This window comes from Synechococcus sp. PCC 7335 (assembly GCF_000155595.1).
Classification (GTDB): domain Bacteria; phylum Cyanobacteriota; class Cyanobacteriia; order Phormidesmidales; family Phormidesmidaceae; genus Phormidesmis.
In genome coordinates, this window is record NZ_DS989904.1 from 3,447,589 (window position 1) to 3,474,321 (window position 26,733).

General features: G+C 44.8%; 19 protein-coding genes. 6 read left to right on the top strand and 13 right to left on the bottom strand.

What is annotated here, in order from left to right; translation table 11 throughout:
• Positions 1-173 precede the first annotated feature (173 nt).
• The 13 genes from S7335_RS14710 to S7335_RS14775 form a co-directional block, all read right to left on the bottom strand.
• The gene (locus tag S7335_RS14710; protein WP_006453544.1) at positions 174-1,028 is read right to left on the bottom strand and encodes an IS982 family transposase; all 855 of its coding nucleotides are present in this window, start codon (positions 1,026-1,028) and stop codon (positions 174-176) included.
• 285 nt (positions 1,029-1,313) lie between these two features.
• Positions 1,314-4,934, bottom strand: a complete 3,621-nt coding sequence (locus S7335_RS14715) for a G8 domain-containing protein (protein WP_006457612.1) — start codon at positions 4,932-4,934, stop codon at positions 1,314-1,316.
• A gap of 282 nt (positions 4,935-5,216) precedes the next feature.
• Positions 5,217-6,416 (bottom strand): endo-1,4-beta-xylanase, encoded by a 1,200-nt coding sequence (locus tag S7335_RS14720; RefSeq protein WP_038016293.1) that lies wholly within the window; start codon positions 6,414-6,416, stop codon positions 5,217-5,219.
• A 317-nt stretch (positions 6,417-6,733) separates the two neighbouring features.
• Entirely contained in the window at positions 6,734-7,045 is a 312-nt protein-coding gene (locus S7335_RS14730; RefSeq protein WP_038016295.1) for a glycosyltransferase, read from the bottom strand.
• An 89-nt stretch (positions 7,046-7,134) separates the two neighbouring features.
• Positions 7,135-7,896 (bottom strand): WecB/TagA/CpsF family glycosyltransferase, encoded by a 762-nt coding sequence (locus tag S7335_RS14735; RefSeq protein ID WP_006455047.1) that lies wholly within the window; start codon positions 7,894-7,896, stop codon positions 7,135-7,137.
• Between the two features lie 34 nt (positions 7,897-7,930).
• Positions 7,931-9,001: a glycosyltransferase family 4 protein gene (locus S7335_RS14740; protein WP_006454185.1), complete on the bottom strand. Its 1,071-nt coding sequence runs from the start codon at positions 8,999-9,001 to the stop codon at positions 7,931-7,933.
• Between the two features lie 130 nt (positions 9,002-9,131).
• On the bottom strand, positions 9,132-10,403 hold the full coding sequence (locus tag S7335_RS14745) for an O-antigen ligase (protein WP_038016299.1): 1,272 nt from the start codon (positions 10,401-10,403) through the stop codon (positions 9,132-9,134).
• A 23-nt stretch (positions 10,404-10,426) separates the two neighbouring features.
• Positions 10,427-11,566 carry a glycosyltransferase family 4 protein gene (locus S7335_RS14750; protein WP_006457443.1) on the bottom strand — a complete coding sequence of 380 codons (1,140 nt, stop codon included), beginning with the start codon at positions 11,564-11,566 and terminating at the stop codon, positions 10,427-10,429.
• Between the two features lie 128 nt (positions 11,567-11,694).
• Complete coding sequence (locus tag S7335_RS14755) at positions 11,695-12,684, bottom strand: glycosyltransferase family 2 protein (protein WP_006456431.1); 990 nt, start codon at positions 12,682-12,684, stop codon at positions 11,695-11,697.
• 64 nt (positions 12,685-12,748) lie between these two features.
• Positions 12,749-14,182 carry an oligosaccharide flippase family protein gene (locus tag S7335_RS14760; protein ID WP_006456002.1) on the bottom strand — a complete coding sequence of 478 codons (1,434 nt, stop codon included), beginning with the start codon at positions 14,180-14,182 and terminating at the stop codon, positions 12,749-12,751.
• 201 nt (positions 14,183-14,383) lie between these two features.
• Positions 14,384-15,397 carry a polysaccharide biosynthesis/export family protein gene (locus tag S7335_RS14765; protein ID WP_071776997.1) on the bottom strand — a complete coding sequence of 338 codons (1,014 nt, stop codon included), beginning with the start codon at positions 15,395-15,397 and terminating at the stop codon, positions 14,384-14,386.
• Between the two features lie 107 nt (positions 15,398-15,504).
• Positions 15,505-17,802 carry a polysaccharide biosynthesis tyrosine autokinase gene (locus S7335_RS14770; RefSeq protein WP_157620260.1) on the bottom strand — a complete coding sequence of 766 codons (2,298 nt, stop codon included), beginning with the start codon at positions 17,800-17,802 and terminating at the stop codon, positions 15,505-15,507.
• A gap of 69 nt (positions 17,803-17,871) precedes the next feature.
• Positions 17,872-19,332, bottom strand: coding sequence for a sugar transferase (locus S7335_RS14775; protein WP_006454667.1), 1,461 nt, complete (start codon positions 19,330-19,332; stop codon positions 17,872-17,874).
• A gap of 886 nt (positions 19,333-20,218) precedes the next feature.
• Between S7335_RS14775 and S7335_RS27845 the strand changes: the two genes are divergently transcribed.
• The 6 genes from S7335_RS27845 to ggt all read left to right on the top strand — a co-directional run bounded on the left by S7335_RS27845 (position 20,219) and on the right by ggt (position 26,636).
• A complete protein-coding gene (locus tag S7335_RS27845; protein WP_006457396.1) occupies positions 20,219-20,380 on the top strand; it encodes a hypothetical protein in 162 nt (53 codons plus the stop codon).
• 196 nt (positions 20,381-20,576) lie between these two features.
• Complete coding sequence (locus S7335_RS14780) at positions 20,577-20,978, top strand: hypothetical protein (RefSeq protein ID WP_006455056.1); 402 nt, start codon at positions 20,577-20,579, stop codon at positions 20,976-20,978.
• 383 nt (positions 20,979-21,361) lie between these two features.
• On the top strand, positions 21,362-21,544 hold the full coding sequence (locus S7335_RS27850) for a hypothetical protein (RefSeq protein ID WP_157620262.1): 183 nt from the start codon (positions 21,362-21,364) through the stop codon (positions 21,542-21,544).
• A 260-nt stretch (positions 21,545-21,804) separates the two neighbouring features.
• Positions 21,805-22,314 (top strand): inorganic diphosphatase, encoded by a 510-nt coding sequence (locus S7335_RS14785; protein WP_006453401.1) that lies wholly within the window; start codon positions 21,805-21,807, stop codon positions 22,312-22,314.
• A 342-nt stretch (positions 22,315-22,656) separates the two neighbouring features.
• Positions 22,657-24,684: a CRTAC homolog protein gene (locus S7335_RS26050; protein WP_006455242.1), complete on the top strand. Its 2,028-nt coding sequence runs from the start codon at positions 22,657-22,659 to the stop codon at positions 24,682-24,684.
• A gap of 266 nt (positions 24,685-24,950) precedes the next feature.
• Positions 24,951-26,636: a gamma-glutamyltransferase gene (gene ggt, locus S7335_RS14795; RefSeq protein WP_198011376.1), complete on the top strand. Its 1,686-nt coding sequence runs from the start codon at positions 24,951-24,953 to the stop codon at positions 26,634-26,636.
• Positions 26,637-26,733 lie beyond the last annotated feature (97 nt).

Sequence of the window (26,733 nt, forward strand, 5' to 3'; positions counted from 1 at the left end):
TTCCAAGCTTAAAATCATGAAATATCTTCCCTCTTTTGAATTGACCGGCTCTTCAACTGGCTTCAAGAAGTGCCACTGGCTAAAGCGAGAGTGCCCCGATTTGAGGCGCTAGAGACTGCGGCTTAGTTACTGTAACGTGAGTTCGGGATAAGCCAAAGCCGACAAACTAAGAACTACAGCTCAAACGAAGGCTTCTTCGGTTGATGACAGTAGGCAATCAGTCCACACAAAATGTTCACCCAACAGTTGACGGGACTGCGATGCCTAGAATGCTCAATCTGCGAGATGTTCTTCAACTGGTCGATAATCGTCTCGACGATAGAGCGCTGACGCGCGAGTAGTTTGTCGTTTAAGCTCATCAGATGGTTTTTCATGTTGCGCCTCGGTTTAGCAAAGAAGGCAATATCGAAGTCTTCGCGTAGTTGTTTAGCAAGGTCTTTCGAGACGTAGCCCTTATCGGCAAAGACCTTGCCATGCAGCTCACTGAGTAAGTCAACGACAGGCTGACGGTCGTCGGTATTGCCGGGTGTTAGCGTAGCACCGAGCAGCTCACCGCAGTCACTGACGACTAGATGTAGCTTGAAGCCGTAGAACCAGCCGACTGAAGTCTTGCCGCGAGCTGCCGTGTCGCGACAGACACGGTGCTGATAGATGCGACGGTTGTGGCAAACTTTGAGACTGGTCGCATCGATGAAGCTGATGCCGCTACAACGGCCGAAGCAGTGCTTTAAGTAGCAACATAGAGGCAGTAGAGAAGCGGGCGTCCATTCGACAAAGCGGTTGTAGCTAACAAGCTTAGGGAAAGCACTGCGTAGATGTTCTTGCACTTCGTTGAGGTAGTAGTGCTTGAAGTTGCGATAGTGGCTTTGATGAAAGCGAATCAGAATAGTTAGGATTTCGCTTAGCGTCAAAGAACGCGCTCGTAGCCGACTGGTCGCGCCGCTGGTTAGCAGTTGCTGGTGCCAGCGAGGTTCGAACCACTTGCAGCAGTCATCGACGTGGCAAAAGAGTTCTTCTAGACTAGACATAGCGAAGGATAGGGCTGGATTGGTTTTGATAATCTCAGCGTACCTATCCTTCTTTTTTTCTGCGAATCTTATCCCGAACTGACGTTACTGTAATTTTTCAGTTCGACATCAGTGTCCTATACATAGGCAGACCACAAAGAGCCACAAATCCTGCCAGTTTTTCCAGGCTCTAGTCTGAAGAACTGACAGGATTTATCTGCCGTTTTGCAACCACTCTACGCAGGATCAAATTCACTCAGACAGAAGTCCATACTCTGTTTGGGTAAATTATAGTTTTGACAACAGCTATATACTTGCTAATTTCTGCACCTGACTAGCATCTAATACAGTGTTAAACAACTCAAACTCATCAATACCGCCAGAAAAACCAGCACTTCCGTTAGCGCCTGACCCATCCTTAAATCGAGTCCCACCGTCGATGTTACCAAGACTAATCCGCCCATGATTCCACAGCTGGGAACCTTTGGTTTGCCCCACCTGAGTACCATTTAAGTAAGCCGTTAGTGCATCTTCTTTCACCATTTCATCTCCATCTAGCACTAAGGCAACATGGTTCCACTGGCCTGCTCGGATTCTACCCATCGATTCCCAGTCTCCGGACCACTTTGACTCGGGCCGATTCCATCCACCGAAATTCAGCAGCCCGTCTTCCAGATACAGGTTCATCCCCCGGGTGCCATGACCCTCTTCATAAATCACCTGCTTACCTGAAGCCATCGGTTTATCTGACTTGAACCAGAGGGAAATCGTGCGATCGCCATGAGTTCCAAGGTTAATATCTTTAGAATTTTTCAGCCTGACCATCGCGTCTTTTCCGTTGAAACCTGCAGCCGCGCCAACTTTGCCCTCGATACGATTAGTACCACCTGTGAGCGTCCCGAAATTGTTCAGTCCTTTCGTCGAGACATCGAGAGCCCGATTACCGCCCTTCTCTTCAAAACTGAGCTTGGAGATAGAAAGCGGGGTAGAAGGATTTGGATTGGGGTTCGTTATTGGGAATGTCGACTTTACCTTCTCTGATAAAGAAACATCATCAATCGCGATATCGTCACCCGCGTCTCTAGAGGCTGTCGTATTTACCTGAAAAAGTAGATACTCATAGCCCTTACCTAGATCGACTTCGAGGCTAATATTCTTCCAGTTAAAAAATTCGCCGTCTCTACCACCGTATTCTTGGCTGATGAGTTGAGTGCGCTGCATAGGTAGTGTTCCTACCTGTTCAGGGCCATATTGCTCCCAGCCCTTGTTGTTGAACTGACCGTTTACCCCCCACAGCTTCACAGTAATTTCGTTGTTGTTCCAATACTCTCTCTCGGTTGAACCTTCAATATTCTTCAATCTAAAGTTCAGCTTTTGTGCGCCCTTATGAACACCTTCATTTCGTACTATCTGGCCAAGGTGGCTCTCCCACTTGCCAGGTTTAGAAAGTTTAGCCACCCCATCTGCAATCTGTGCGATTCCGTACCAGCCGCCACCGGCCCACTGCGTACTACTCATCCAAAATTTCTCTTGAACAGGTGTACCCGCCTCAAAGTTACCGCCGAGAAAAGCATTAGCGTAGTTAGTGGGCTGGACGTTAATCGTCCGTGCGGTGGTAGTTGCTTTACCTTGCGCATCTAATACTGTCAGCCTTACCTTTTGGTCGCCAGCTTGTTGGAAGGTGTGTTTTAGAGTTTGACCAAAGTAGTCTGGGGTGCCGTTGTTATCCACGTCCCAGATATATCCAGCAATGCCTTTGCTAGCTACCGCAGGTGCTTTTCCATCGCTAGGTACGTAGGGGTCAATATCATACGACGCACTAGCGTCTAGCTTCACGCTGAGTCCGCCGATACCTTTACTAGAAAACTTGGCGACAGGCGCTCGGTTATTGATGTTAGCCCTGTCTTCGAACCGATTGTTTCTAAATTTGACAAAGGCACTAAAATCGTCTGGTCGGTTATTTTCTAGCACTTCGTCAGCAATCTTGCTTAGACTGTAAGTATTGTTGCGAAAACTACTGTTCTGTAGAGTATTGTTGTTGTAGTTTTTATCGCTGTTGAGTTTTTCAAAGTGGGCACCTTGCTTAAAGCCATCTACCAGCACACCATCAACAACTGAATCGAAGGTGGCGTGATTTACGAAAACGCCTCTACCACCGTTGACTTTGTCATCGCTACGGTCCTGCCCTACGATAATGCCATCTTTGATATCAATATTGCTGCTATAGCGCACCCGCAGTCCATCCCAGCGATTGCCCCATATCTTAAAGTCTTTAACGAGCGATCGCCCTTCGTGGGCCGTTTCAAACGCTTCTTCTCTCGTCGCATCGCCACTAAACGCTAGCTCACCATCAAAGTTTGTTTTATGTCCCCAAATATCTAGACCGTGAGTGTTGTTATAACCTTCAAATCCAACCACATCCGCCATTGGAACCAGACGAATATCAATCTCTTTTTGATCTTTTACAAAAAGCTTTTGTACTTTTGGAGGTAGTGTATCTACTGCAATCGTTTTAATTGGACGAAAATCAGTTGTGTCGAGTGAGCCACTAAAGAGAGACATGCCAGTACTGTTCGAGCTGAACGCTTTATTGCCTCGATTTGCGATCTGCGCCGCACCCTGAATCCAAAAGCCGTCGCCTTCAAAACCAAAGTCAAATTTTTTCTCACGATTATCCATCTGAGCCCCGGCCATGCGCCAACTGATCCCAGTGGACTTAATTGACATATTATCTGTCCACCAACCAGTTTCATTCCCTGATTCTGCAGCAAAACCAGAACCGACCGTGTCAAAGACCACATTGTCTTCTAACCCAGCACGACTCTCGTGCTGAACGATGCCCCAACCCGGCGAGCCTGAAATGACATTCCCTTTGAGTAAAATCGTTTTATCAGGATCGAGACCGGTTTGATGCAAGTGAAGACTATAGCGTCCACGAATGTTAGTACCGTAACCCTTAGTTCCATCAGCATTCTTGCCAACATCGTCTACAATCTTCGACTTGTCAGAACGGCCTAGATCATAAAACCCTGCGTTAAATATTTTTACATTTGGGTTGTGCATCAGCATAACGTGAGCTCGGTGGCTGATGGGCACGTTTTTACCGTTCTCAGTCTCAAAGCTGACATTGCGAGATAGATTAGCCGCGTACAAGTCAATTTTGCTAGCGTCTAACCTTGAATGGCGTTGGTGATCAAATCTGAGAACGTTGCTACTGCCACCCAAAACGTCGTTGTTAGTGAATTTAACCTGCCGGCCGTTGATTTCAGTGATTGTTAGAACTTCGTCTTGCGTACGGCTGTTGTCTTTGTCGTTGCCGTTATAGCCATAGCCAGTACCTGCGACTACAATCTCATCGCCGACTCGCCAGCCAGCCAGATCGTCTTTAAAGGTCAATACGCTATCGCCTGCCGACACATCTTTAGCCAGACGTACATGATCTCGTTTATCTGCGCCGTATATATTAACAGCACCATGGCTGACGAGACCTTTAGTTAGCTGTTTAGGGTCCCACTTGGTGTCTACAGCGCGATCGCTCGTAAAGATAATTCTCGCTCGTTTATCAGCCTTGACTGACTGCTGGGCCGAACCGATGTTAATTTGACCCGTTGGGGCATTGATGATCGTTTCGACTTTCAGCTGGGTGTCTTTACCCGTCGCAAACTTCAGATTACCTTTAATGGCAAGTGTTTTAATCTCTTCATCGCTTACTTGATCGTAAGTAACGGTAGTGCCTTCTTCAATCAGTACCGTTGCGCCCTCAGTAGGTACTCTACCATTTCGCCAGGTGCTCTGGTTTGACCAAGCACCGCTTTTGATTGCAGTGTGCGTTGGCTTCGTGCTATCGATTAACGTTTCAATTGCCATCATGCCAGTATCATTCATCCCAGCCTGGAATGTCATATTTGACGAGGATGCATTGTCCATAGTTTATAGTTCTTAATTTCGGTTTCAGCAAAAACTGCAGGAAGTTCAACCTAAAAGTAGCTCTAAAGCAGGCAAAATCTGTCAATTGCTTTTGGTAGTTAGGACAGTATTAGGTGAACAAATCAGCTATCATAACTTTCCCAGAATGCAATGAACGTACCTACTGCAGACCTGGTGATGTAGGCAGTCGAACCATAGCTGCAATGGATAAGGGGAAGTGCTGTCTTTGTAGCGACAGCACTTCCCTTAAATCAGCCGCCACTCAATAGAAGTCAGCGAAACCTAAATGATTGTTCTACTAGGTGCATTATCAAAAGCACGAGCGATCGCATTCCATGCCAGTTTTCGATTTAAATCTGAATCTAAAGGTAATGGACGTACCGGCAAGCCATCGGATCTAGGGAAAAATTCCGATAGCCAAGTATAGCGATCGCTCAGGCCCCAGGTAGTAACCGTTGTAACTCTAGGTTCGTCAAGAACAATGGATAAAAAGTCCTCGTAAACGCCAGCAATTACGCGATCACGCGTTGCAGCATCGGCTGGCAAAGACCGATCCGTCACGTCCAACTCCGTAATGAATATCTCTAATCCTAAAGCAGCGACATCTGCCAAAAAATTCCGAAGTTTGCTGCTATTAATCGGACGGGTAGTATCTAAGTGTCCTTGAACCCCAAGCGCATGAACTGGTGTACCTTTACTCATTAACTTCGACAAGAGCTGTAGAACGGACTCGCGCTTAGCATCACTCTTCCTTGAGCCGAATTCCAGTCCAAAATCGTTGTAAACTAACTTCGCGTTAGGATCCATCTCCGCCGTTATCCGGAAGGCTAATTCAACGTAGTCAGGTCCCATAAACTCTAACCAAGGAGACTTTCGAAGACCATCCGACCGACCATCTTGTACCCGAATCGCTTCGTTCACAACATCCCAGGAATGCATTTGGCCCCGATAACGCCCCGCTACCGTTCGAATATGGCTATGCATCACTTGTTCAGCATTTCTGTTGTTAACAGTCTCTTCAAACCAGGGCGGCAGTGACTGGTGCCAAACTAAGGTATGTCCTCGCATCTTGACTTGATTAGTTTGAGAGAACCTCAGCATCCAGTCTGCTGCGGTAAAGTCAAAAGTGTTTGGAGCAGGACGTAGGGGGGACGGTGTCAAAAACCATTTTAAGCCACCGCCTTCTACTAAAAGAGCACACTCTTGAATAAACTGAGCAGCAAGATCGGAATCTGCGGAAAGCTGCTGGTGATTGATTTCTGCGCCATAGAGAATACCCTTAGCAGCAGCGCGGTCCTTAAGCGCCCTCTGGCCGTCTACGACAAACTCTCGATTGTTATAGACACTGCTTCGTCGTTGAACAACCAAAGGCATCTTCCTTTGAATGACTGCCCCCGACAAACAGGCAGCTGTGCCTAAACAAAGGTGAAGCGCTCGTCGGCGTGAGAGCAATCGATTATGGGAAGAAGAACCAGGAGCCATAGTGAAGATTGAGCGTAGGAAACTATCAAGTGGGAAAGAAAGTCTCAAATAGGAGATAGAAAACTATGCTTTTGAAACCAAGTGCTGACTACGCTGGTGCAAATTAGAATTAACCTGAATACAGACTATTAAATCAGCCCCAAATGCTAGGATCGAAACAGGCAACAACAGTAGTTTTTTCAATAGCCCGACATAGCGAAAGCTTTGGAATCGCCGCAGCAATAGCTCTTTAGGAATTATCCACCAGCCTTTTTGGGCTACTCTCGCTTGAATTAAACGATCTATCCAGATTGGATCCGCTTGATTTCGAAGCCTAATCAACACGTCGGCGTCCTGCCCATGATTGCAAACTCATGTACAAAGTAGTCCCATGCATTAGGTTTGCCAGCTTGAGCTACCTCACAGATCTGCCAGCTAAGATAGTTATCAGGAATAGAGCTTGTTAGTTTGGTTAAAGCTTGATATGAAACAGTAGAAGTATCGTCAGTGCATCCATTAGGAACTACGATAATTTCAAACGTACAATCAAGATAGGGAGGCTGAAAAACACTTTGTGCTAACAGGGATCGAATAGTCGCTTCAATGCAATCAGCTTCGTTGTAGGCTAGGATACCAACGCTAATTTTCATAACAGTCTCATTCCCTTATTTATGAGAACTTCTAGAGAGCTTCTAAAGATAGATTATGAAGATAAACACTGTAACGAATAAACAATTAATCACATCAGTTTGCGAACGAAGCCCCACCGCTGCCGTAATATTAGCCAGATAAACCGAGTATTGCAAACTACGTAGCGCCGCCATAATCGCTGTGGTTCCATAATCAGGCGAAACAACCATTCTAAACCAGCTTTCTGCATCCAAACTGGAGCACGTTTAACCAAACCACTAACTAACTCAAAGCTAACTCCAATACCCAGGGAAACCGGGACTCTTAGTATCTGATAGTTTGCATAAATCCATTTTTCTTGCTTAGGGGCACCTAGGCCAACAAATAGCAGATGAGGATCTGCCGCGATGATTTTGGAGTTGATTAAAGCTAACTCACCAGCATTCGACTCAAATCCATAGGGTGGACAATGGGTTCCAACAACTTGCAGGCTGGGGTGCCGAGCCTGTAGTACTGCGCTTGCACGCTCGGCAGCTCCCGGACGTCCACCTAGTAAAAAAATCCGTAGATGACGTTCGGCGGCCACCTCGCAGAGACGCTCAAACAAATCAGTACCGTTAACGCGGCTTTCTAGAGGCGTCTCCAAAAATCTTGCAGCCCATAGTAGAGGGACACCATCCGGCACCTTGAGAAAGGCTTGCCGATAAATTTGACGAAACTTGAGATCTTGTTGCAAAAGCACAATATGTTGTGCATTAGGCGTGACTACATAGGCAGGTTCACTATTTCTTTGAGCATGATCAACAATACGCTCAACTACCTCATCAAAGGAATAGGGATCAATTTCGACATCAGCAATCGTAGCTCTCATGATATACCTCTAATAAACAACGGAGTCACTAAATCTAAACGAGCGCAGCATAGAGGGCGCTAAGGCGATCGCAATAGACATGAATGTCATAGAGCGAAGCAGTAGAACGTGCTGCCTTTCCTAATTCCAATCGCTGCTGAGGGTGGTCAACTAGGGTTTGCATGGCTGCTGTCAGTCTCGTTACATCCCCTGCATTGATCAAAAGACCATTCTGCTCAGATTGAATTACCTCTGGAATACCGCCTACAGGCGTAACAATCGTTGGTAGTCCCCAGCCCATAGCCTCTAATAGAGCCATAGGTAGGCCTTCGTTGTAGGACGGGAGAACAAAAACGTCAGCATCAGATAATAGGGTTTCACGCTGCTGTGCGCCTATCCATCCAAGTAGCGTGACCCGATCGCTAATTTCAAGCTGGGCAACAAGCTCCTTTGCTTGAACCAAATCGCCATCACCAGCAATCAAAAGCTGTGCTTGGGCTTGAGCATCGGCTGACAGTTTCGAAAAGGCTTTGATCAGATCAAACGTCCCTTTTCGAGCACCTACCCGCCCTAAAAAGACAAACCGAACAAGCGGCGATTGGGAACGATCCGGTATTTCTAAAGGAAGCTTGGTAGGATTAGGCAATACAACCATCTGCTTTTCTTTCAACCCTAGCTGGCTCATATAGAATTCTTTCCAGGTGTTTGATAGCACAATAAAGCTAGAACACTGTCGAAAAACTATACCCAACAGCCTTTGCAACCTATGGGGAAGCTGAAAGTAGGTAGTATGAAACTCCGCGCCGTGAGCGTGAACAATAACAGGTTTACGAAACCATCTGACTATAGAAGCAATCAGCGCTTTACGCAAAAGGCTGCCGCCATCAGAAAGGTGGATATGGACAAGATCAACTTTTCCGCGAAATAGGAGAAGCGCCAGTTGACTAGCTGCCCTACTAAAGACAAGAATTCGATGGGTGATCGTTCCTTCATCATGACTCGTAATATGCTGAATTTCGATCTCTGAAATATTTTCTAGGATGAGTTTTTCAACAGTGGCTATTCCCCCATTTTGCTCAAGGCTAGCACCGACCATCACAATATTTAGACCCTTCAAGTTTGTCATAATTAGATGATATAGAAAGCTAGGAGCCGAAGTCAGAAATTAGAAAACTAATATAGAGAACAAACGGTATGAGGAATAAAGCATTAGAGTCTCTCTCTCGCTGAATGCCTCTTCCAAAATGGAAGATATGTTATGCATGTACAGCTAACAAAGATGTCTCTGTTTTAGAAGATTTAACAAAGGCCAATTCTTTAGGAATTGCTATAGTTAGAAAAACATAGATTGAGCAAGCTAAATCGGAGGAAAGCAAAGACGATTCAGCTAGATTGGAAGTTAAGAAAAGCAGTAAGCTGATGACTGGATAGAAAGCTACAGAAGAGCTGCTCAAGCGTACGAGAGCCAAAGCACGAGATAAGTTCTGAACAAAGGAAAAGAGAAAGATAAGAAATCCTAAGAGCCCTAATTCCAAACAAACTTCTATAAAACCGTTATGAGCGTGGGTCATCTTCCACCCAGTCACTACCCAAATATAGGCAGATTCGCCGTCCATTCCGTGCCAGAAGCCATCATAACCGTATCCCAACAGCGGTCTTCTTTGAATCATCTCCCAGGCTGCTGCCCATAGTGTGGAGCGGCCTGAGAAAGTTAGATCTTTACCCAATAACTTAGCAATAGGTTCAAGGTTGTTGCCTAGATATATCATCAGCAGCATAGATATGGAAGTTATCATAGCTAGAGATGAAACCATGAGTCGATAATTCCATCGCAGCGTCTGCAATATCCAAAAGAAAGCTATGCAAAAAACGCCGTTAAGCAAAGAAGCCGTTGATTTGCTTAGCAGCAGTAATATCACCGCTAGGGTAATACCTAGCCAGGGAATCCACCTATACCGTCGATTGGCAAAAATAAGGATTAAGAAGACTGTAATGCTAATCACCATTCGACTTCCAAGAATATTTTTATGCATAAACACCCCGCGCCACGTACCTGCATGGACACCCCCCATAACACCATACTGAGGAAGCAGAATTGCAAACAAGAAACTCAATACAATCGTAATACCAGAAACCCAAGCGAGTATTAGCACTAATTGCTTTATGCTGTAGCGGGTGCTTAGATAGAGGCCGAATAAACCGGAACCAATTAGCTTGATAGAGGCTCTAAAAGTCGACTCAGGAGCGAATGACCAAAGTATAGAAGTAATGGCAAAGAGAATAAAACCAAGAACAAAATTTGCCTTTGTAAGTTTGTAGAGAGACTTCTTCCACCGCAGTGCTAAAAGTAGGACGGTAGTTAGATAAATAAGTAGAAAAGCAAGCTGATAAAGCGATGTATCGTAGTTGACTTCTACATCACCTTCATTTGCTCCATTAGAAAGAATGAGTAGTAGCGCCGCACCAGAAAAAATGAAGAGCGCCATCCCTGAGAATCCATATTCAATGGTGCGTAAGATCCTATTCATACTGAAAGATTCTGTGAATAAACTTAGTAAGCGGAAGAATACATTGAACTCTTAGCAGCTATCTTTTGATACAGATGCACCGTTTGAAAGGCAATTTTTGACCAGTTCAAATCATTTTGACAGCGTGCTAAAGCGGCAGCTTGCATCCGCTGTTGTAAGTCAAGATCGCTTAATAATTGTATGATTGTATCGGCAAGTGCTTGAGAATCGCGAGGAGGTACTAAAAAGCCATCCTTTTGGTGATGAACAATTTCACTGAGTCCGCCTACATTAGAAGCAATTACAGGAGTCCCCATTCCGTATGAAATAGCGGCTACTCCACTTTGTGAAGATTCAATATAAGGTAGGACAGTGACAGTTGCTCGCTGAAACAGCCTAACAACATCTTCGTCCTCAATAAAATCGTTGAATACTTCAAGGTGTTCATCGTCATACCCGTCCGGAAAATAGTTGGAGAGACTCTCACCGCGTCCAGCAATGATGAGTTTTACCTTGGGGATTTTCTCAATGACAGCAGGTAATGTCTCTAATAAATATCGTAGGCCTTTATAGGGCCAGATGCGACCAAAAAATATCAGGGTATAGGGTTCTTTAGCGGGGGGGGTATTAGGGTGTTGTTCTCTAGGAGAAACGGCTCCTGCTCTTTTTCGATATAAGCTACCTAGTTCCCCGTGGGGTAAAACATCAATGCGGTTGTCTTCGATACGAAACTTTTCAATTAATACCTGCTTGAGAGACTGCGTGTGAACAATGAGCCGTTGAGAACGGTAAAAAGCGATTCTTCTAGTGAGTTGAGAGGCGAATACTGTATCGCGATCGCCAGGGTGAGGCAGTACATCATGAATTGTCGTTATTAGCGGTGGCATTTTTTTGAGTAAAAGTGCCATCAGATACCACACATCGTTGATTTCTTGTACGTGCAGCACATCAGGCTTTACTTCTCTAAGCATCCTCATCAGCACCTGCATAGATAAAAGGTTTCTAGGATCACGCATTTTAGGTTTATCAAAACTGAGCAGGTGAATCCGTGGATCTAGAACGCTCTGACAAGCTTTAGTACAGTTTTGCGGATGTATCAAAGTAAGATCTACATACTCTGCCAAGCCGTTAGCTAGCTCAACCGAGTAATCTTCAAAGCAAAAATGTAAAAGAGCAACTTTCATTTCTTTCAATATTTTCTGGATTCCTGGAGCTCATCTAGAAGCGATAAGGGTAGTCGTCATAAAATTTACTAACTTCGTCCGCAGCTTTAGTTACAGCAGCAAATAAATCTTCTAGCTAGTTTCTTGATCTAGCTAATCCCTTCCCATAAGTCTGTTTTAAAGATAGCACGTCGCCATCTACGGTAGAGGATTCCAGGCGTTCTAGAGACAAGATGGGTAATGAAGGAAGGATACTTAATCGCTTCTGTAACTGCTGAGCGAAAGTCTTTCTGCTTGAGCGGTTCTACCACGCTGTAATAGTTTCGATATCTCGTCAAGACCTTAGCATTGTTGAGTAGCGCTCTGACTAAAGGGGGGCTATCTTTGACAACTTCCTTCTCAAGAAAATTATGTGTTGTAGCGAGTTCGTTTTCCAACCGTTCTAACGAGCTTTGGCGGATTAAAGAGTTAGGCCGTGATCGGTAATAGTAATAGGGTTCTGGAATTAAGCAAAATCGTGCCTTATGTACCAGGCAGTCGAGTAGAAACCAGAAATCTCCAGCGTTTCGAAGAGTAGGATCATACCAAATGTTGTGCTCAGTCAAGAAACTTTTCTTGAACAACGGTTTAGAATATCCAAGATGCAAACCTGGCTGACCATATGTGTCTGTTTCAAGGAAATAGACAGGAGAAATTTGCTTAAGTGAACTAAACTGCGCTTTCCCCTGACAAAGTAGCGTTGACCAAGGAGAATTTTCGCCATCTCGAATCAAATGCAAGTCATCTGCGACAATATCTGCATTTTCTGCTTTTGCCACCCAAAGTATCTTCTCTAGTCTTTTTTGGTCATACCAATCATCTGAATCTAGTACAGCAATCCAGTCCCCCTGCGCTGCTGCCAACGCTCGGTTTCGGGTCTTACTGACACCCATATTTTGTTCATTGATCAGCAATTTCAGTCGCTCATCTTGAGCTTGAATCTGTTGAATAACGCTCACAGTATTATCTGTAGAACCATCATCAACTACGATTATCTCAATATTTGAAATAGACTGATTTAGCGCTGATGCGATCGCGCGCCCTATGTACTTTTCAGTGTTGTAAGCAGGAAGGATGACAGATATTTCTGGTAGACGCATTTATTTTTTCTTCACCTAGATTGTTGCCTTTACTAAGAGCCAGACTGCTCTTTACTGATTGTTGCTACCCTTTGTTTGAAAGCTTGGCGTACACGACGCGAGGACCTCCTAGTAACAAAATTCCGATTGTGCTTACTATTGCCACATATGCACCAATGGAGACTATCAGAACAATCCAAAACTCAAGATTCGACTGCTTTAGAAGCCAAAGTGGTGGAACCATCAGCAGACTCACGAGAAGAGGACGTACAAAAATTCGTCTCAGGTCTAGAGCAAACAACCGACTGTAGGTTGCATAGATGTACTGGCTGCCTGAGATCACCGACTTACTAACCTGCATAGCAGGTGCACCCAACAGCTGAAACTGCGCTACTAGAAAGACGCCGATTGTTCCTGCTAAGGGAGTTGTCACAGTCAGCTCCCTTAAATTCACTTTTTCAAATCCATTTGCGACTAGTAAATAGCTCAATACCCGGATAAAGGGTAGTATGACCAGCGTTAACGATGCAATCTTAAATGCTAAAGCTGCCTCAGCAAAGCTAGGACCATATACAAAAATCAGTAAACCTCGCCCTAATAGCAGGATACCTACCATAAACGGTAAGGCCATGATCATAAGAAACTCGATTAAATTTTCTGCTATTCGCCGCTGCTCATTTTTTTCTCGACCTACGCTTCTCGACATAGCCGGAAAAATGGCCATTATCACACTATTAGCGACAATAAGGAATGGTTGAAGTAACTGAACGACGGCTCCATAGAGCCCTAGAAGTAGCTCACTACCCAAAATAGAAAGAATGACGATTTCCATACGAGTACTAATCACTGCCGCGCCTTCTATGACAAAAAAGGTACGCGCTTCAAGCAGAATCTCACGAAGGAAATCACTCTTAATTTTCCACGTAGGTTTAATAAATCGAAGAATGCACAACCATTGAATTACAAGAATTAGTGCCTCCGAAGCAACTAGAATTAAGACCACACTTCGAATGCCATATTCCAATTGCATTGCAGCTAGAATTATGAACAGACGTATGATGTAAATTGGTACCGTTGTCACTGCAATTAAATGCATTTTCTCAAGTGCTTGGAAAATGGCTTCAGTGACATTTGATAAGGCAAAAGGAAAAATAGCTAAGCCCATGAGGTAGCACACGGCTGATGCATCCTCACCGTAGGGCATAATAAATACAACAGCGACAAGACTAATGTAGGCAACCAAACTCAAAAGCGTTTGAAGAAAAGTCCCGTTTGTAAGATAGATAGAAATCTCTTCTGGATTGCGAGCAAGCTCGCGAGTAAAAAAGACTCTTAGTCCTTGCGATGCTAGCGTGACGAATATGTAATAAAGACTAAACGCTAATAGATATTGTCCTAACGCATCGGCGCCTAGTGAGCGGGCGATCGCAGCAGACAGCATAAACGTAGCAATGCTCTGCGTTACCCGGTTGATCAGCATCGCCAGCGAGTTACCGATAAATTTTCGCTTTCCTAGCATGAATGACTAAGCCTGCTTGTTAAAACAACCGTATCTGTAGAAAATCTGTCGATGCTGCCTGCACACAATCTCAGTTCAAAATGCATTTGAAGTAACCTTTTCTCCCAGCCAACGTTAGGATTTTCTCTGTCTGATTTTGTTCCTGATAAGATATTTCTCCCGCAGAACGTTGTCTAGCCCTGCAATCTTGATCCTAATAAATTAAAATATGCCAAATAGAAATCTAAGCGGATTGAGTAGTCGGTCTGCCCAATCTAGCGCCGAAGCAGCCGCCAGCTCGGGCACAATCACAACATCACCATCTCGAACCTGATAGGTATCGGTTAGATTGCGTAGATCAATGGTCTGCCGCTTAATTTCGCCATCTTCATTCATCCGCACAAAGTCTACTTCTGCTAGTTTTGCTTCTTCGGTTGGTCCTCCGGCGATCGCAACTGCACTAGACAATGAGCTACCGGGTGGTACTTGTACTTCGCCGGGCTGTTTCACTTCCCCGACGACCCGTACCCTTACCGTCCCTGGAGATAGGCTCGATCGATCAACTAAACGACGATCAAATGACTCATTATCGCTCAAGCGGGGAACATAAACTGAATCACCATCCTGTAATATGACAAGACCTGGCGAAGTATCTCCAAACGCTAAAGTATCCCAAAGATTGACCGTTGAGGTTATAGAATTTCCGTTAGGTAATCCACGGCGGACGACAACTTGGCGAATATCTGCAGATTGGGTAATCCCTCCAGCTTGAATCAACGCAAAACTCACAGTTGGCTTACTACCCGACGAAGATTCTTCATATCTAGAAGTATCTGTTAATCCCTGAAGGCTGACGGGACCGGGTCGCTGAACCTCTCCAGCTACATTGACTACAACTGGACGTAGCGTATTTAGCGTAACTGTGACGGCAGGATCAATTAAATACGCTTGCAGCTGCGTTGTCAGTTGCTCAGTTAGCTGTTCCGGAGTACGACCAGCCGCAGGAACAACTCCGATTACAGGCAACGTAATAGTCCCATCTGACAGAATGGTTTTTGCGCCTGTATATTCTTCAAAGCCGAACACCGTAATTTCAACTTGATCCCCAGGACCTAGAACGTAGGTAGATTCAGTGGATTGAACAAATGAATCCCCAGGCAATGCCGATTGGGGAGACAGCGTTGGTAGTTGAGCAAGCGCAGGCGACAATGCCGTGAGGCAAAAGGCTGGAAGCATGAGCCAGGATAGGGTTGAGTAGTAACGATTTGCGATCATAAGGAACAGGTGGATAGCTCTAATAAGATCTAGCTAAAGATGAAAGTCGGAACATTAAGATTGAAATATCACAGTCGAAATATTCCTTGGTTGGACACAACTGTGTCGGGAACTACAGAACGGTCCCTAGAATTTATTTCATCGACTCGGGTGTAGTACGTAGAGTAGAAGTAACTATCGGGATCATTCTTGACATCCAAGGCATTGACGACCATACCAACAACTCTTTGCTCGGTACTCATCAAGTGTTCTCTAGCAGCGTTTGCAGCTTTAGCGTTTAGTACTCCAGGTCGTACAACTAAGACAACGCCATCAGCTACTTTTCCTAAAATGGATGGATCGGCACAGCCAACGAAAGGAGACGAATCCAAAATAATGAAATCGTAATACTCTGAAAGTTCGGCGATCAGCCTTTCCATACTAGAAGCATCTAATAAGTCGACCGGATTAGAGGAGATCCATCCTGAGGGCAGGACATGTAGACGAGGCATCACGCTTTGAATAGTATCTTGCGCACTGCTCTGTCCTACGAGGAAGGAACTTAACCCAACTCGGTTAGAAATATTCCAGGTTTTGTGAAGAGAGGGGTGACGCATATCAGCATCTATAAGCAAGACCCGCTGTCCGGACTGAGCGATCGTAGTAGCCAAATTGACAGAAACTTCCGACTTACCCTCCCCGGCTGCAGCACTTGTTATAACAATCGTCTTTAGCTCTTGGCGGGAAGTAACAGACTTAAGATTCGACCAAAGCATCTGGTATGCTTCGGTCACTACTGAAGCATGCACATTTCTACTCCGAGTTCGGACATTAGAAAATACGCTAGAAGCCAGCTGTTTTGAATGACTTTTTGATCTGTGTAGGTTGCTAGTTTCATTGAAGAGTGGAATAGCACCTAGGAGCGCATAGCCGAACTGTTCTCGGCAGTCATTTAGGGTCTTTATCGACCGATCTAACAAATCTTGTGCAAAGGCAGCGCTAATACCAACTAACGACCCAGCTAGAATACCAGCGATTAGGATTAGCTCGCGCCTCGAATCAACCGGACTCTCTGGTGCGATCGCAGCTTCAACCACGCGAGCATTACCCACATTCTGGTTTTCAGCCACCTGTACCTCTTGCAACTTAGTTAACAAGGCTTCATAAGTAGTTTGAGAGGCCTGCAATCGCCGTTCCAATTCACGCTGGGTCTTCTCTAAAGCCGGTAGAGTAGACGCTCGACGCCTATAAACGCCTTGAAGATCTGACAGCTCCGAAACTCGTTGAGATAATCCAACTCGATCAACTTCTAATTGTAAGTACAGTTCAATCAAGCTCTGCTGTAGCTCTCCAAGCTGCATATTGCTATTTTCAAACTGTTGCCTACCGTTGGTTGTTACCGTTCTAATTCTCTGCCGCAAGAGACTCTCAAGCGAATTTACCTGACGCTGTAGATTTAGCACAGCAGGATGGGTGCTCTGGTATCGAGCCTGTTCAATCGCCAGCTGTGATTGAACTGCCTGCAACTCAGTAAGTACTTCCTGCACACCAGGCGATTGACTAAGAGTGTTCAGTTCAATCGCAGTTTCTAGCTCCATTCCTAGCTGACGTCTTAGTTCTAGTAGACGAGCGTTTACATTGGCTAGTTCTGTTTTCGCTTGATCAATTTGAGTGTCAAGATTACCAATGCTGTCAACAGCTTGAGCGGCCTCTTGCTCTAGATCGACCACACCATTTTCCTCTTTAAACTGACGAAGATTTGCCTCGGCAGCGCTTACCGCTGATTCTGTTTGAGGTAGCTGTCCGGCAATGAATCGTCGAGCAGCTATTGCTTCCTCACGGTTTGTCTCAACGTTATTCTCAATATAAGCTTCCATCAATGCATTAACGATAACGGGCGCAGTTTGATCGTCGGGACTTTGATATGAAATCTCTAGAATATCTGTTCCAGGAATTGCCTTGACCTCCAACCCCTCTTTCAGCGAAGTTGGGGTGAGTGCCTCTTCTATGACTGCGGCTTCTGCTGTCGCGATCGCCTTCTCTAGAGTAGGAAGCGACTGAATAATTTCCGCTTGGGTTCTTAGCGGATCTTTTTGAAGGCTATCTAAAGCCTCTAACTCTCCAATGTCAACATTAAGCCCTGTTAAAGAGGAGGTACGGCCTCCTTTAATTAGAAGTTTGCCAGTTGCCTCATATTCTGCCTCTTGTGATGCAAGAGCTAGAACCGTAAGACATATACTAGACGAAAACACAAAGGTTGCTAAGCGCCAGCGTCTTCTTAGAACGCACCAGTATTTCTGAAGGTCAATCTCTTCAGTGTACTCTTTATCTCTCATCGACTTTGCAGTGTGGCTATCATTGACGGCGCCGTTAGTATTAAGTGACACTCCTACCCCCAAACCCAGTTTATAAACTTCAGATTACTTCGAACAATTCAATCCACATCATCCACGTACTTAGTAAGCGCCTGATCTTTGAAAAACAACTTTAACTGTCTTAAGTAAAATCATCATGTCCAGCTTTAAGGACCAGTTAATGATGTAAGTCAAATCAAGGTTGAATGCAATCTCAAAGTCATCAATATCAGAGCGACCTGAAACCTGCCATAATCCTGTAATGCCTGGTAAAACTTCTTGTCGAATAAAGTGTTTCTCTCGAAATCTTTCTACGTCCCTAACAGGCAAAGGGCGAGGTCCAATTAAGCTCATCTCACCCGTAATCACATTGAACAATTGAGGCAGCTCATCTAGGCTGTAGCGCCGCAGAACCTTACCAACTCTTGTTACTCTAGGATCGTCTTTCACTTTAAAAAGAACACCATCTTTCATCTCATTTCTTGCTTCTAATATTGCTTGCAATTGGGTCGCATTAACAACCATAGTCCGAAATTTCCACACCTTAAACCTTAGACCATGTAAACCGATGCGGGTTTGTTTAAAAAAGATTGGACCAGGAGAATCTAGTTTGATTAGAATGGCAATAAGAATCAAAAAAGGAGATAAAATGAATAATAGCAGTAGCGCGAAGAACTTATCGAGGTGCCTCTTTATCCAATAATCTCCGCCGACAATCACTGGCACTTGAATCATTGGAGAAAGGACACCACCCACGCACGAAACTTCGGCCCTAGAAAGAATGGAAAGGACAGGAGCTAGCTCAGTAGGTAAAAGCCGAAGCGTAATTCCGAATGTCTGAAAGTGCCAGCAAATGTGCAAACGAGTTCTAATCGCTGACCAAGAGACAAATACCTCTTGAATACCTAAACTTTTCAGCCTTAAAAAAGTCTCATTACGATTACTTCTGTCTAAAGAAGTTGCGTCAGCGATACCAACTAAGTTGTAGCTGCTTTCTTGTTCAATTAACCTAATAATATTGTCTCGCTCATCCTCAGCGCAGATAAGAAAAGTAGAATAACGAATCGAGGTTTTTTGACAAACATACCTAGAAAATCGATCATATCCGAACCTAAATAAGCAGATAAAGAATATGCTCAGCGCCCAAGATACTAAAAAGATTGAACGAGAAACATACTGTTCTGGATCATAAAGAAATGCAACTAGCATCAGAAGAACACTAGCTAAAGAAACGGCTTTAATTATTTTAATGAAATCCAGACGATAGATACTAGAGCTGTACAGTCCTAGTGCTGCAATAATACTAATTTCAAAAGCAAGAGACAAAAGCCTAAATGTCGACAGCTCTTCTACCCAAGGAGAATCGATAGGCGTTCCATAGTGAATTCCTATTGACCAAGCAAGCATCAAAGCAATTGAGTCTAATAGAATAAGGATAAGTAAGCCAAAAGATCTAACAGCCAGCCCTTTACGAAAATGTGTAATAGGAGAGAATCGTAAGTCCGTTCTGACATTGTTTCGAGCTGTAGGAGGAGCTACCACAGCATATTTTCTAGAACTCATCTATTTTCACTCTGTTTCAAAAATTTTGCTCGCCAAAAAAGGATAGATATGAGATATCAAAACCCTATCTAAACAAAAATCTAGAGCCAAAAATTAGCGGCTGAAGTTACCAGTCTCTTGTTGTGTCAAATCCACTAGAGACTGAGTCAGCCAATGTATAGTAAACTCATTTCTTGCTCAACTAGCTTATATCCTATGAGCTAAAAAAAATGCTAAACAGACTACATGTTTTCTAGCTACTTGGCTTTGATCTTCCTAGTTTGTGAGCAACTTGTGTCTAAAGGAAAAGAACAACCGCTACGCATCTAGAAAACAATATTTTAGTCGATACGTAAATGTCGACATTCGTGCTGGCCACTCATTCCGGCAATTCTGTTATGCAAGTCATTCAGGTGTTTATTTAGTTGTGTACGTTGGCTCTCGAACAGGCTTAACTCCTGACGAGTAAGCTTTGAGAAAATTGGCATATTCATTCAAGGAAGCAAATACTTCACAGATACTTCAGTGAAACGAGAATTTCAGTGAAAGTGCTTTGAATGTATAACGTTAAGAACACTCAATGTTCAGTATTTTTACTTACTTAACAGTAACTTTATGCTGGCTTGATACCTTCTTTACTGCTGATTTCGTTGCTGACAGTTGTTCGTAGATGGCTGGGGGTTAAAGCAAGAGCCGAAGCGGGTTACTCCAGGAAGGCTCCTTTGTGCGATCCGAATAAGCACACAGCCTAATGGAAATTCAACTTCAAATAGTCAGCTTTCAAGTGTGGTATCTATATATACACTTCGCACTGGTCATCACAACTATCAGCTTCTATGCTCGGCTCTATAACACCTTTCCTCAACACCTTTTCTCGAAACTTACGTGTTAGCAAGAAAATTTGGCCATGTTCAAGACATCACACCTGCCTATGAGTCGTAGCGCGATTGAGTCGGTCATCGCTCATGGCAAGCGAGAGCATGCACTTAATGTCAAGCGAGACCATGCACTTAAGCGCAACTATCTGCTAGGTAAGCAAGATGACTGCATCAACTCTAGATTGTCTTGATGACTTTCCTGATTTGGCTTTCTTTTGCTATCCAACGTGGAAACCATATTCTGTCTTACTAAAAGACCAAACTGTCTACCAATAGGTCTCAATAAGAGAATCTAAGTATCATAACTATACGGTTAACTTTAGTTAGACTCATGCGTATGAGTTTGGGACTAGAGATAAGCTTTTATGGCTTACCTTGATATGACTCATGATTCAATCCGAGAACAGTTCAAAGCTTTATCCACCTTCTGATAGCACCGTCAACGCCACCGCCAAACAGCAAATTCCAATTGAATCAGTTCAAAAAATCCTAAATCGCTCACGAGCTTCTGTTTACCGCTACGCCAATACAGACCCTAGAATTCTTAATCCACCCTTCGACCCAAGTCGTCTCAATCCTGAGCTTCGTGATGACAAAGAAGCCCCCTTAATGTTTCACCCCAACGAAGTCGCTCGCTTTGCTCAAGAAGTACTTGGAATCAAGCAAGTAACTATAGAAGTTATGCAGCCGGCCGAAACCGAAACGAATCGTCTGCTACAGGCTATTTTGCAAGAGCTACAGAGCGTCAAAAGCTTGCTAGAGTCTCAAGAATCATCAGACGAAGCTTGAGGTTTGTAAAACGGGCTATAACTAGCTACGCGTGAACCAAACTTGGCAAAGAAAAATAGCGTTTTCCAGCCGTAAGGCCACTGTAGTAGCTAAAAAGTAGCCTATGAATACCCCTGCACGTAACGAAAATATGAATAAAATGACACTGCCTGTGTTGACGTCGGTCTCCTTAGCTAATATTGAGTTATGAAGCTAAAGTAAAGCTGTTGACGTCAAACCGTCGGCTTCGGCCCTTTGCTTCCGTTTGGTTTTAGATCATAGCCTTGCTTTCTTGGTACATATACTCAAAAAACCAGTAGATGCTAGCATCGTAAGCTAAACAAAAGACATAGCACTTTGGCCTTGTCAAGGCTTGTTTTTTCTATCCCCTACCCTTTCCCTGTATGGAATCTGCCAGTCCTGAGCACTCACCCGAGCAACCTCCCGGTCATATCGCACACTTGATCGGCCTACTCATAACCACCCTTACCCTTACGCTGCCTCTATACGCGATATCGAATTTCAGAGCCATTGAGGTAGAAATTCCCCGGCAGCCACAAACCTTATCCATGAAAGCAGAAGAGTAATAGAAGGCACCGTCGGCGACTGGTTTGACGGTGCCTTCACTATTAATAGTAAGGTAACGGCCAGATAGAAGCTGTCAGACACTTGCTAGTGCATTTAGGTCTCAACCTTTAGGCTAACTATGTACGAAGGTAGTCTGAAGCGAGTTCGCTTGAAGGGTTAAAACGGTGTAAAAGCATTTCGCCTGCTCCCGCTCTCCCGTAGAATACTGCTGAGGTCTTCACCTCTAAAACGCAGTTATCACGAAAGTCATTAAGCCGTTATGGATTTATCCCGTATTCCCGCACAGCCAAAGTCTGGCATCGTCAACGTGCTCATCGAGATTCCCGCTAAGAGCAAAAATAAGTACGAGTTTGACAAAGACCTCAACGCATTTGCACTAGACCGTGTGCTGTTTTCTTCAGTGCAATACCCCTACGACTATGGATTTATTCCTAATACCCTAGCCGATGACGGCGATCCACTAGACGGTATGGTGATTATGGATCAGCCTACCTTTCCAGGATGCGTTATTCCCGCTAGGCCCATTGGCATGATGGAGATGATTGACGGTGGCGATCGCGACGAAAAAATTCTGTGTGTCCCTGCAGACGATCCTCGTTATGCCAACGTAAAAACAATCGACGATATTGAACCTCACCGTTTAGAAGAAATCTCCGAATTTTTTAGAACGTACAAAAACTTAGAGAAGAAAGAATGTGAAGTGCTTGGCTGGAAGAATCTAGACCAGGTGCAGCCGCTGATTGACGAATGCATCAAAGCCGCCAGCTAAGCTAGTCCCACTAAAAACTCTCAAGAAGCCCCGAAGTTTGAACTTCGGGGCTTTTTTATTGAAGCCTACAACTACCTATTAGATTGTCATCCTCTACCTCTAGCAAGCAAATTTACAGAGTTCGAAGTGTCTTCATACCCACCTACAGAATCGATGCAAACACTGAGATCCCATTCCTTACTGCTGGGCTCAATAAGCTAGCTCGATCTGCTACTACGCATGACACGCGCACCTAGCAATGCTTTGCCCCCTTGCGACTAACGGTTAAACAGCCCTTATTGGCAACAGGCGCACTTCCAACAAAGAAATTTGCACTCTATCCTACCTATTAGAGACAATCTAATGTTAAACAGTCAAAGCTTTGAAGAAGTCACCAAAATAGCCGGAGACTTCTCTAGGGGTAGAAGTTACGGCGCGGGTGCCTGGGGAGATATCAATAAAGACGGATATCCTGATCTTTGGGTTGGCGGTCATTTTGGGCCTGCTGAAAAAATATACAATCGCAATCTGTTTCTCAATAAAAGAGACGGAACGTTTATAGATATCGTTGAAGATGTTTTTCTTGTTGAAGAACTGAAAGGCGACTTTCATGGATCAGCTTGGGCTGACTTTGACAATGACGGCGATCAAGATCTCATTGTGCTATCTGGAGGAGAAAATGCTGGCACCAATCATCCACCCGACAGTTCTCCTAATCGACTTTTTGTCAACCATAAAGGAGTGCTTAGAGATCAAGCTAGCGAACTTGGCATCGCCTATGACAGCGCCAAGGCCCAGGTGCCGATTTGGCTAGATTTTAACAACGACGGCTGGCTCGACCTTTTTCATGGCTCTACGCGACGGCCTGATGGGCTTAACCCTACTACTATCTTCCAGCAAACGCATAGCGGCTTTAACGATGTAGGAACTGATCTTCTTCCTGAACAAATTACTCAAGCAACCGTCAAGTTGGGTGCCCTAGCTACTCCATCGAAAAATAGTGGTCTAGATCTAATCCTTACAGGCGGTATCAAAACCATACTCAATGCGAGCACTACAGCATCTTTTGCTAAGCGATCGCCCTCTCTACTTCGCGGTTCAACGGACGTAGCCATCGCCGACTTTAACGGCGATCTCCTGATGGATATCTATGTGAGTAGAGCCAAGGAAGACCGATTGTCTATCAATACAAAACAAGGCCTAGAAGATATCACTCTAGATTCTGGCATCAGCAGTGCGCTCAACACAGGCGCTGTCAGTGTTGTCTCAGGTGATTTTGACAACGATATGGACATAGATATCTACGTTGTCAGAGCTAGAGATAAGAAAAATGCACCCAATGTCCTCTACGACAATCAAGGGGATGGCACATTCATTCCGGTAGCGAATTCCGGAGGTGCGGCTGGCACAACATTTGGTGACGGTGATGCAGCAACTACAGCTGATTACAATTTAGATGGGTTTATAGATCTGTTTGTAACCAACGGTGCGCGGGCCGGGTTTGGTCCTCAGCAGCTCTTTCGTAACCAGGGCAACAAAAACAATTGGCTGCAGATCGATCTTGAAGGCGTCATCTCCAGTAGAGACGGTATAGGCGCTCAGGTTTATGTAACAACAGGAGAGATTACTCAACGTCGAGATCAGATGGGCGGATTTCATAGGTGGTCACAAGACCATCAACGTCTTCACTTTGGTTTGGCCAAAAACAATCAAGTAGATCGAATAGAGATTCATTGGCCAAGTGGGACTATTCAGCAGCTAGATAACATCTCTGCAAACCAAATCCTTAAGGTTAGAGAAGAAGGAACTCCCGTTGAAGAGGCACTTCCAGGAACGCGCTATGGAACTGATTGGGACGATATGCTCATCGGTACTAGGCGCAAAAATATCTTCTTTGGCCAGGCTGGTAATGACTTCCTCGAAGGTGGTAACGGCAAAGACGTTCTCTTTGGTGGAGACGATAGGGACATCCTGATTGGCGGTAGGAGCAACGATACGCTTTTCGGTGAGCAAGGATTTGACACCCTAAGCGGTGGAAGTGGTAACGATTTGCTCAATGGAGGCAACGGTAAAGATATTCTCTCTGGCGGTGCTGACAACGATACGCTTATCGGTGAGGCTGGCAAAGATACGCTCATCGGCGATAGGGGTAAAGATATGCTCACAGGCGGGGCTGGCGAAGATACATTTGTCTTAGCTTTAGGTGAGGGCACCGATACCATTACAGACTTTAGCAGTGAAGACCTGATTGGGTTAGCTAATGGGCTAGGCATTGGTGAACTTTCCTTTGTTGGCAATAACATCATCGTTACCGATACCAACAAAATCTTGGCCACTCTCATTGGTGTAGAGACTGCTAGCTTACAAACCAGACAGTTCGTGCTACTCTAGAGCACGTTCGCGCCCTCTCGAACAAGAACAGCCCACCGCAATAGCTCGCCGTGGAATCAATCCGACAACAGAGCCGCAGTTAGGATGAGGGCATAGCCAAAGTAAGAAGCATTAAAGTAAGAAGCATTAAATAAAGTACAAAGCGTTAAAGTACGAAGCCGACTAGAATGTCAAAACGCTCAAAGCATTTGGCTCAAGTAACCTTTTTACTTGTTGGTCTTATAGCTTTCGACATGCTGATAGGGCGCAGTCTATATCATCCTCTCGTGCATTTCTACAGATTAGTTAGCTGGGGTGTTTGTCAGAGGGGGGTAGCAGCTTGTGACCATAAGCAAACTCCAAAAGCAGTAGGACAATCAGCAGTTGCGACCAGTCACTATGAAGCGACCCGTGTAGGAATAGAGGTTATCAAAGCAGGTGGAAACGCAGTCGATGCAGCGATCGCAGTTGGCTACGCGCTTGCGGTGGTTCATCCTTGCTGCGGGAATTTAGGAGGCGGTGGCTTCATGACACTACGCCTATCAGACGACACAAATCGGTTCATCAACTTTCGAGAAACGGCCCCTCTAGCAGCGACACCAACGCTTTATCAAGATTCAGAAGGCGAGGTTATCAAAGGATTAAGTACAGATAGCTATTTGGCAGTCGCAGTTCCAGGGACAGTAGCAGGATTAGAATACGCTAGAAAAGCTTATGGCAGTGGCCAATTGACTAGGCAGCAGCTTATAGCGCCTGCACAAAAGCTAGCAAATGACGGCTTCGTTTTAACTGGCCCAGAACAAAAGCTCTTAACAAGAGAACTAAAGAACAATCAGAATTCTGAAGTAGTTGATATCTTCATCCAAGAAGGTAAGGCGATAGAAGTAGGCGATCGCCTTGTCCAACCGGAATTAGGTGAAACGCTCTCACTACTCGCCAAAAACGGTGCATCGACCTTTTACGAAGGAGAAATTGCTCAAAAGATTGTCGAAGCTAGCCAACAGCACAACGGCATTCTCACACTTGAAGACTTCAAAACCTATCAAGTTCAAGATATAGACCCGCTCACCTGCAACTATCGGGGATTTACTATTCTGACTAGTCCTCCACCCGGCGGTGGGCCTGTTCTATGCCAAATGCTCAATATTGTAGAAGGGTTTCCGATTAGCCAGGTAGAGTATTACTCAGCGCAGCATTTACACCAGATGCTTTCAGCAATGCTGTTTGCCTATCGCGATCGCAATCTATACTTCGGCGATCCTACCTTTGTAGAAGTCCCAACAGCAAGAATATTATCCAAAGCGTATGCCAAAGAACTCAGATCCAAAATACCCAAAGATAGAGCCTTAGAGCTAGCAGAAGAACTGTCTCTAGAGCAAAAGGGAAAAAATACAACCCATTTCTCCGTGGTTGACAAAGAAGGGAACGCAGTCTCTGTTACATACACCATCAATACGCTATTTGGCGCGGGTGTGATTGCACCAGGTACAGGATTTTTTCTCAATAATGAAATGGATGACTTCACGGCCAAAGTCGGCACAGCTAATACCTACGGCTTAGTGCAGGGAAGTGTCAACAGCATTGAACCAGGCAAACAGCCGCTCAGCTCAATGGCGCCAACTATTGTCCTAGACGCTAGTAATGAAATCGCTTTGGTTACCGGTAGCCCAGGCGGATCGACAATTCCAACAACAATATTTCAGATCATCACAAACCTAGTTGACTTTAATCTATCCCCAGATCGCGCAGTCAACCAGCCCCGTATTCACTATCAAGGGTCTCCAAACACTGTACTTACAGAACCTTTCGCACTGCCAGGTGATACTTTCGTTGATTTGTGGAACTATGGATATCGCGTTTCCCCATCTATTCATTGGGGTGCTGCTATGTCAATTGCCAGAAAAGATAAGAAACTACAGGCAATCAAAGACTTTCGTAGGCAACAAGCAGAAGCTAGAGCAGTTGATGACTAAAGCTTGCGCGATCACAGAAGCGAAAATCTGCTCAGCCACATGGCTAAGCTAGGTACGATGGCAAGGTAATGACACTAGTTTGAGCGATTTCTTCAAG

What these genes read in the sequence shown, in the direction of transcription:
- S7335_RS26050 (WP_006455242.1), top strand. Translation starts at nt 22,657, where the DNA reads ATGTTAAACAGTCAAAGCTTTGAAGAAGTCACCAAAATAGCCGGAGAC.
- S7335_RS14750 (WP_006457443.1), bottom strand. Translation starts at nt 11,566, where the DNA reads ATGAAAGTTGCTCTTTTACATTTTTGCTTTGAAGATTACTCGGTTGAG.
- S7335_RS14735 (WP_006455047.1), bottom strand. Translation starts at nt 7,896, where the DNA reads ATGAGAGCTACGATTGCTGATGTCGAAATTGATCCCTATTCCTTTGAT.
- S7335_RS14720 (WP_038016293.1), bottom strand. Translation starts at nt 6,416, where the DNA reads ATGGCTCCTGGTTCTTCTTCCCATAATCGATTGCTCTCACGCCGACGA.
- S7335_RS14740 (WP_006454185.1), bottom strand. Translation starts at nt 9,001, where the DNA reads ATGACAAACTTGAAGGGTCTAAATATTGTGATGGTCGGTGCTAGCCTT.
- S7335_RS14785 (WP_006453401.1), top strand. Translation starts at nt 21,805, where the DNA reads ATGGATTTATCCCGTATTCCCGCACAGCCAAAGTCTGGCATCGTCAAC.
- S7335_RS27845 (WP_006457396.1), top strand. Translation starts at nt 20,219, where the DNA reads ATGTTCAAGACATCACACCTGCCTATGAGTCGTAGCGCGATTGAGTCG.
- S7335_RS27850 (WP_157620262.1), top strand. Translation starts at nt 21,362, where the DNA reads ATGGAATCTGCCAGTCCTGAGCACTCACCCGAGCAACCTCCCGGTCAT.
- S7335_RS14760 (WP_006456002.1), bottom strand. Translation starts at nt 14,182, where the DNA reads ATGCTAGGAAAGCGAAAATTTATCGGTAACTCGCTGGCGATGCTGATC.
- S7335_RS14745 (WP_038016299.1), bottom strand. Translation starts at nt 10,403, where the DNA reads ATGAATAGGATCTTACGCACCATTGAATATGGATTCTCAGGGATGGCG.
- S7335_RS14715 (WP_006457612.1), bottom strand. Translation starts at nt 4,934, where the DNA reads ATGGACAATGCATCCTCGTCAAATATGACATTCCAGGCTGGGATGAAT.
- S7335_RS14765 (WP_071776997.1), bottom strand. Translation starts at nt 15,397, where the DNA reads ATGCTTCCAGCCTTTTGCCTCACGGCATTGTCGCCTGCGCTTGCTCAA.
- S7335_RS14730 (WP_038016295.1), bottom strand. Translation starts at nt 7,045, where the DNA reads ATGAAAATTAGCGTTGGTATCCTAGCCTACAACGAAGCTGATTGCATT.
- S7335_RS14755 (WP_006456431.1), bottom strand. Translation starts at nt 12,684, where the DNA reads ATGCGTCTACCAGAAATATCTGTCATCCTTCCTGCTTACAACACTGAA.
- S7335_RS14780 (WP_006455056.1), top strand. Translation starts at nt 20,577, where the DNA reads ATGATTCAATCCGAGAACAGTTCAAAGCTTTATCCACCTTCTGATAGC.
- S7335_RS14775 (WP_006454667.1), bottom strand. Translation starts at nt 19,332, where the DNA reads ATGAGTTCTAGAAAATATGCTGTGGTAGCTCCTCCTACAGCTCGAAAC.
- S7335_RS14710 (WP_006453544.1), bottom strand. Translation starts at nt 1,028, where the DNA reads ATGTCTAGTCTAGAAGAACTCTTTTGCCACGTCGATGACTGCTGCAAG.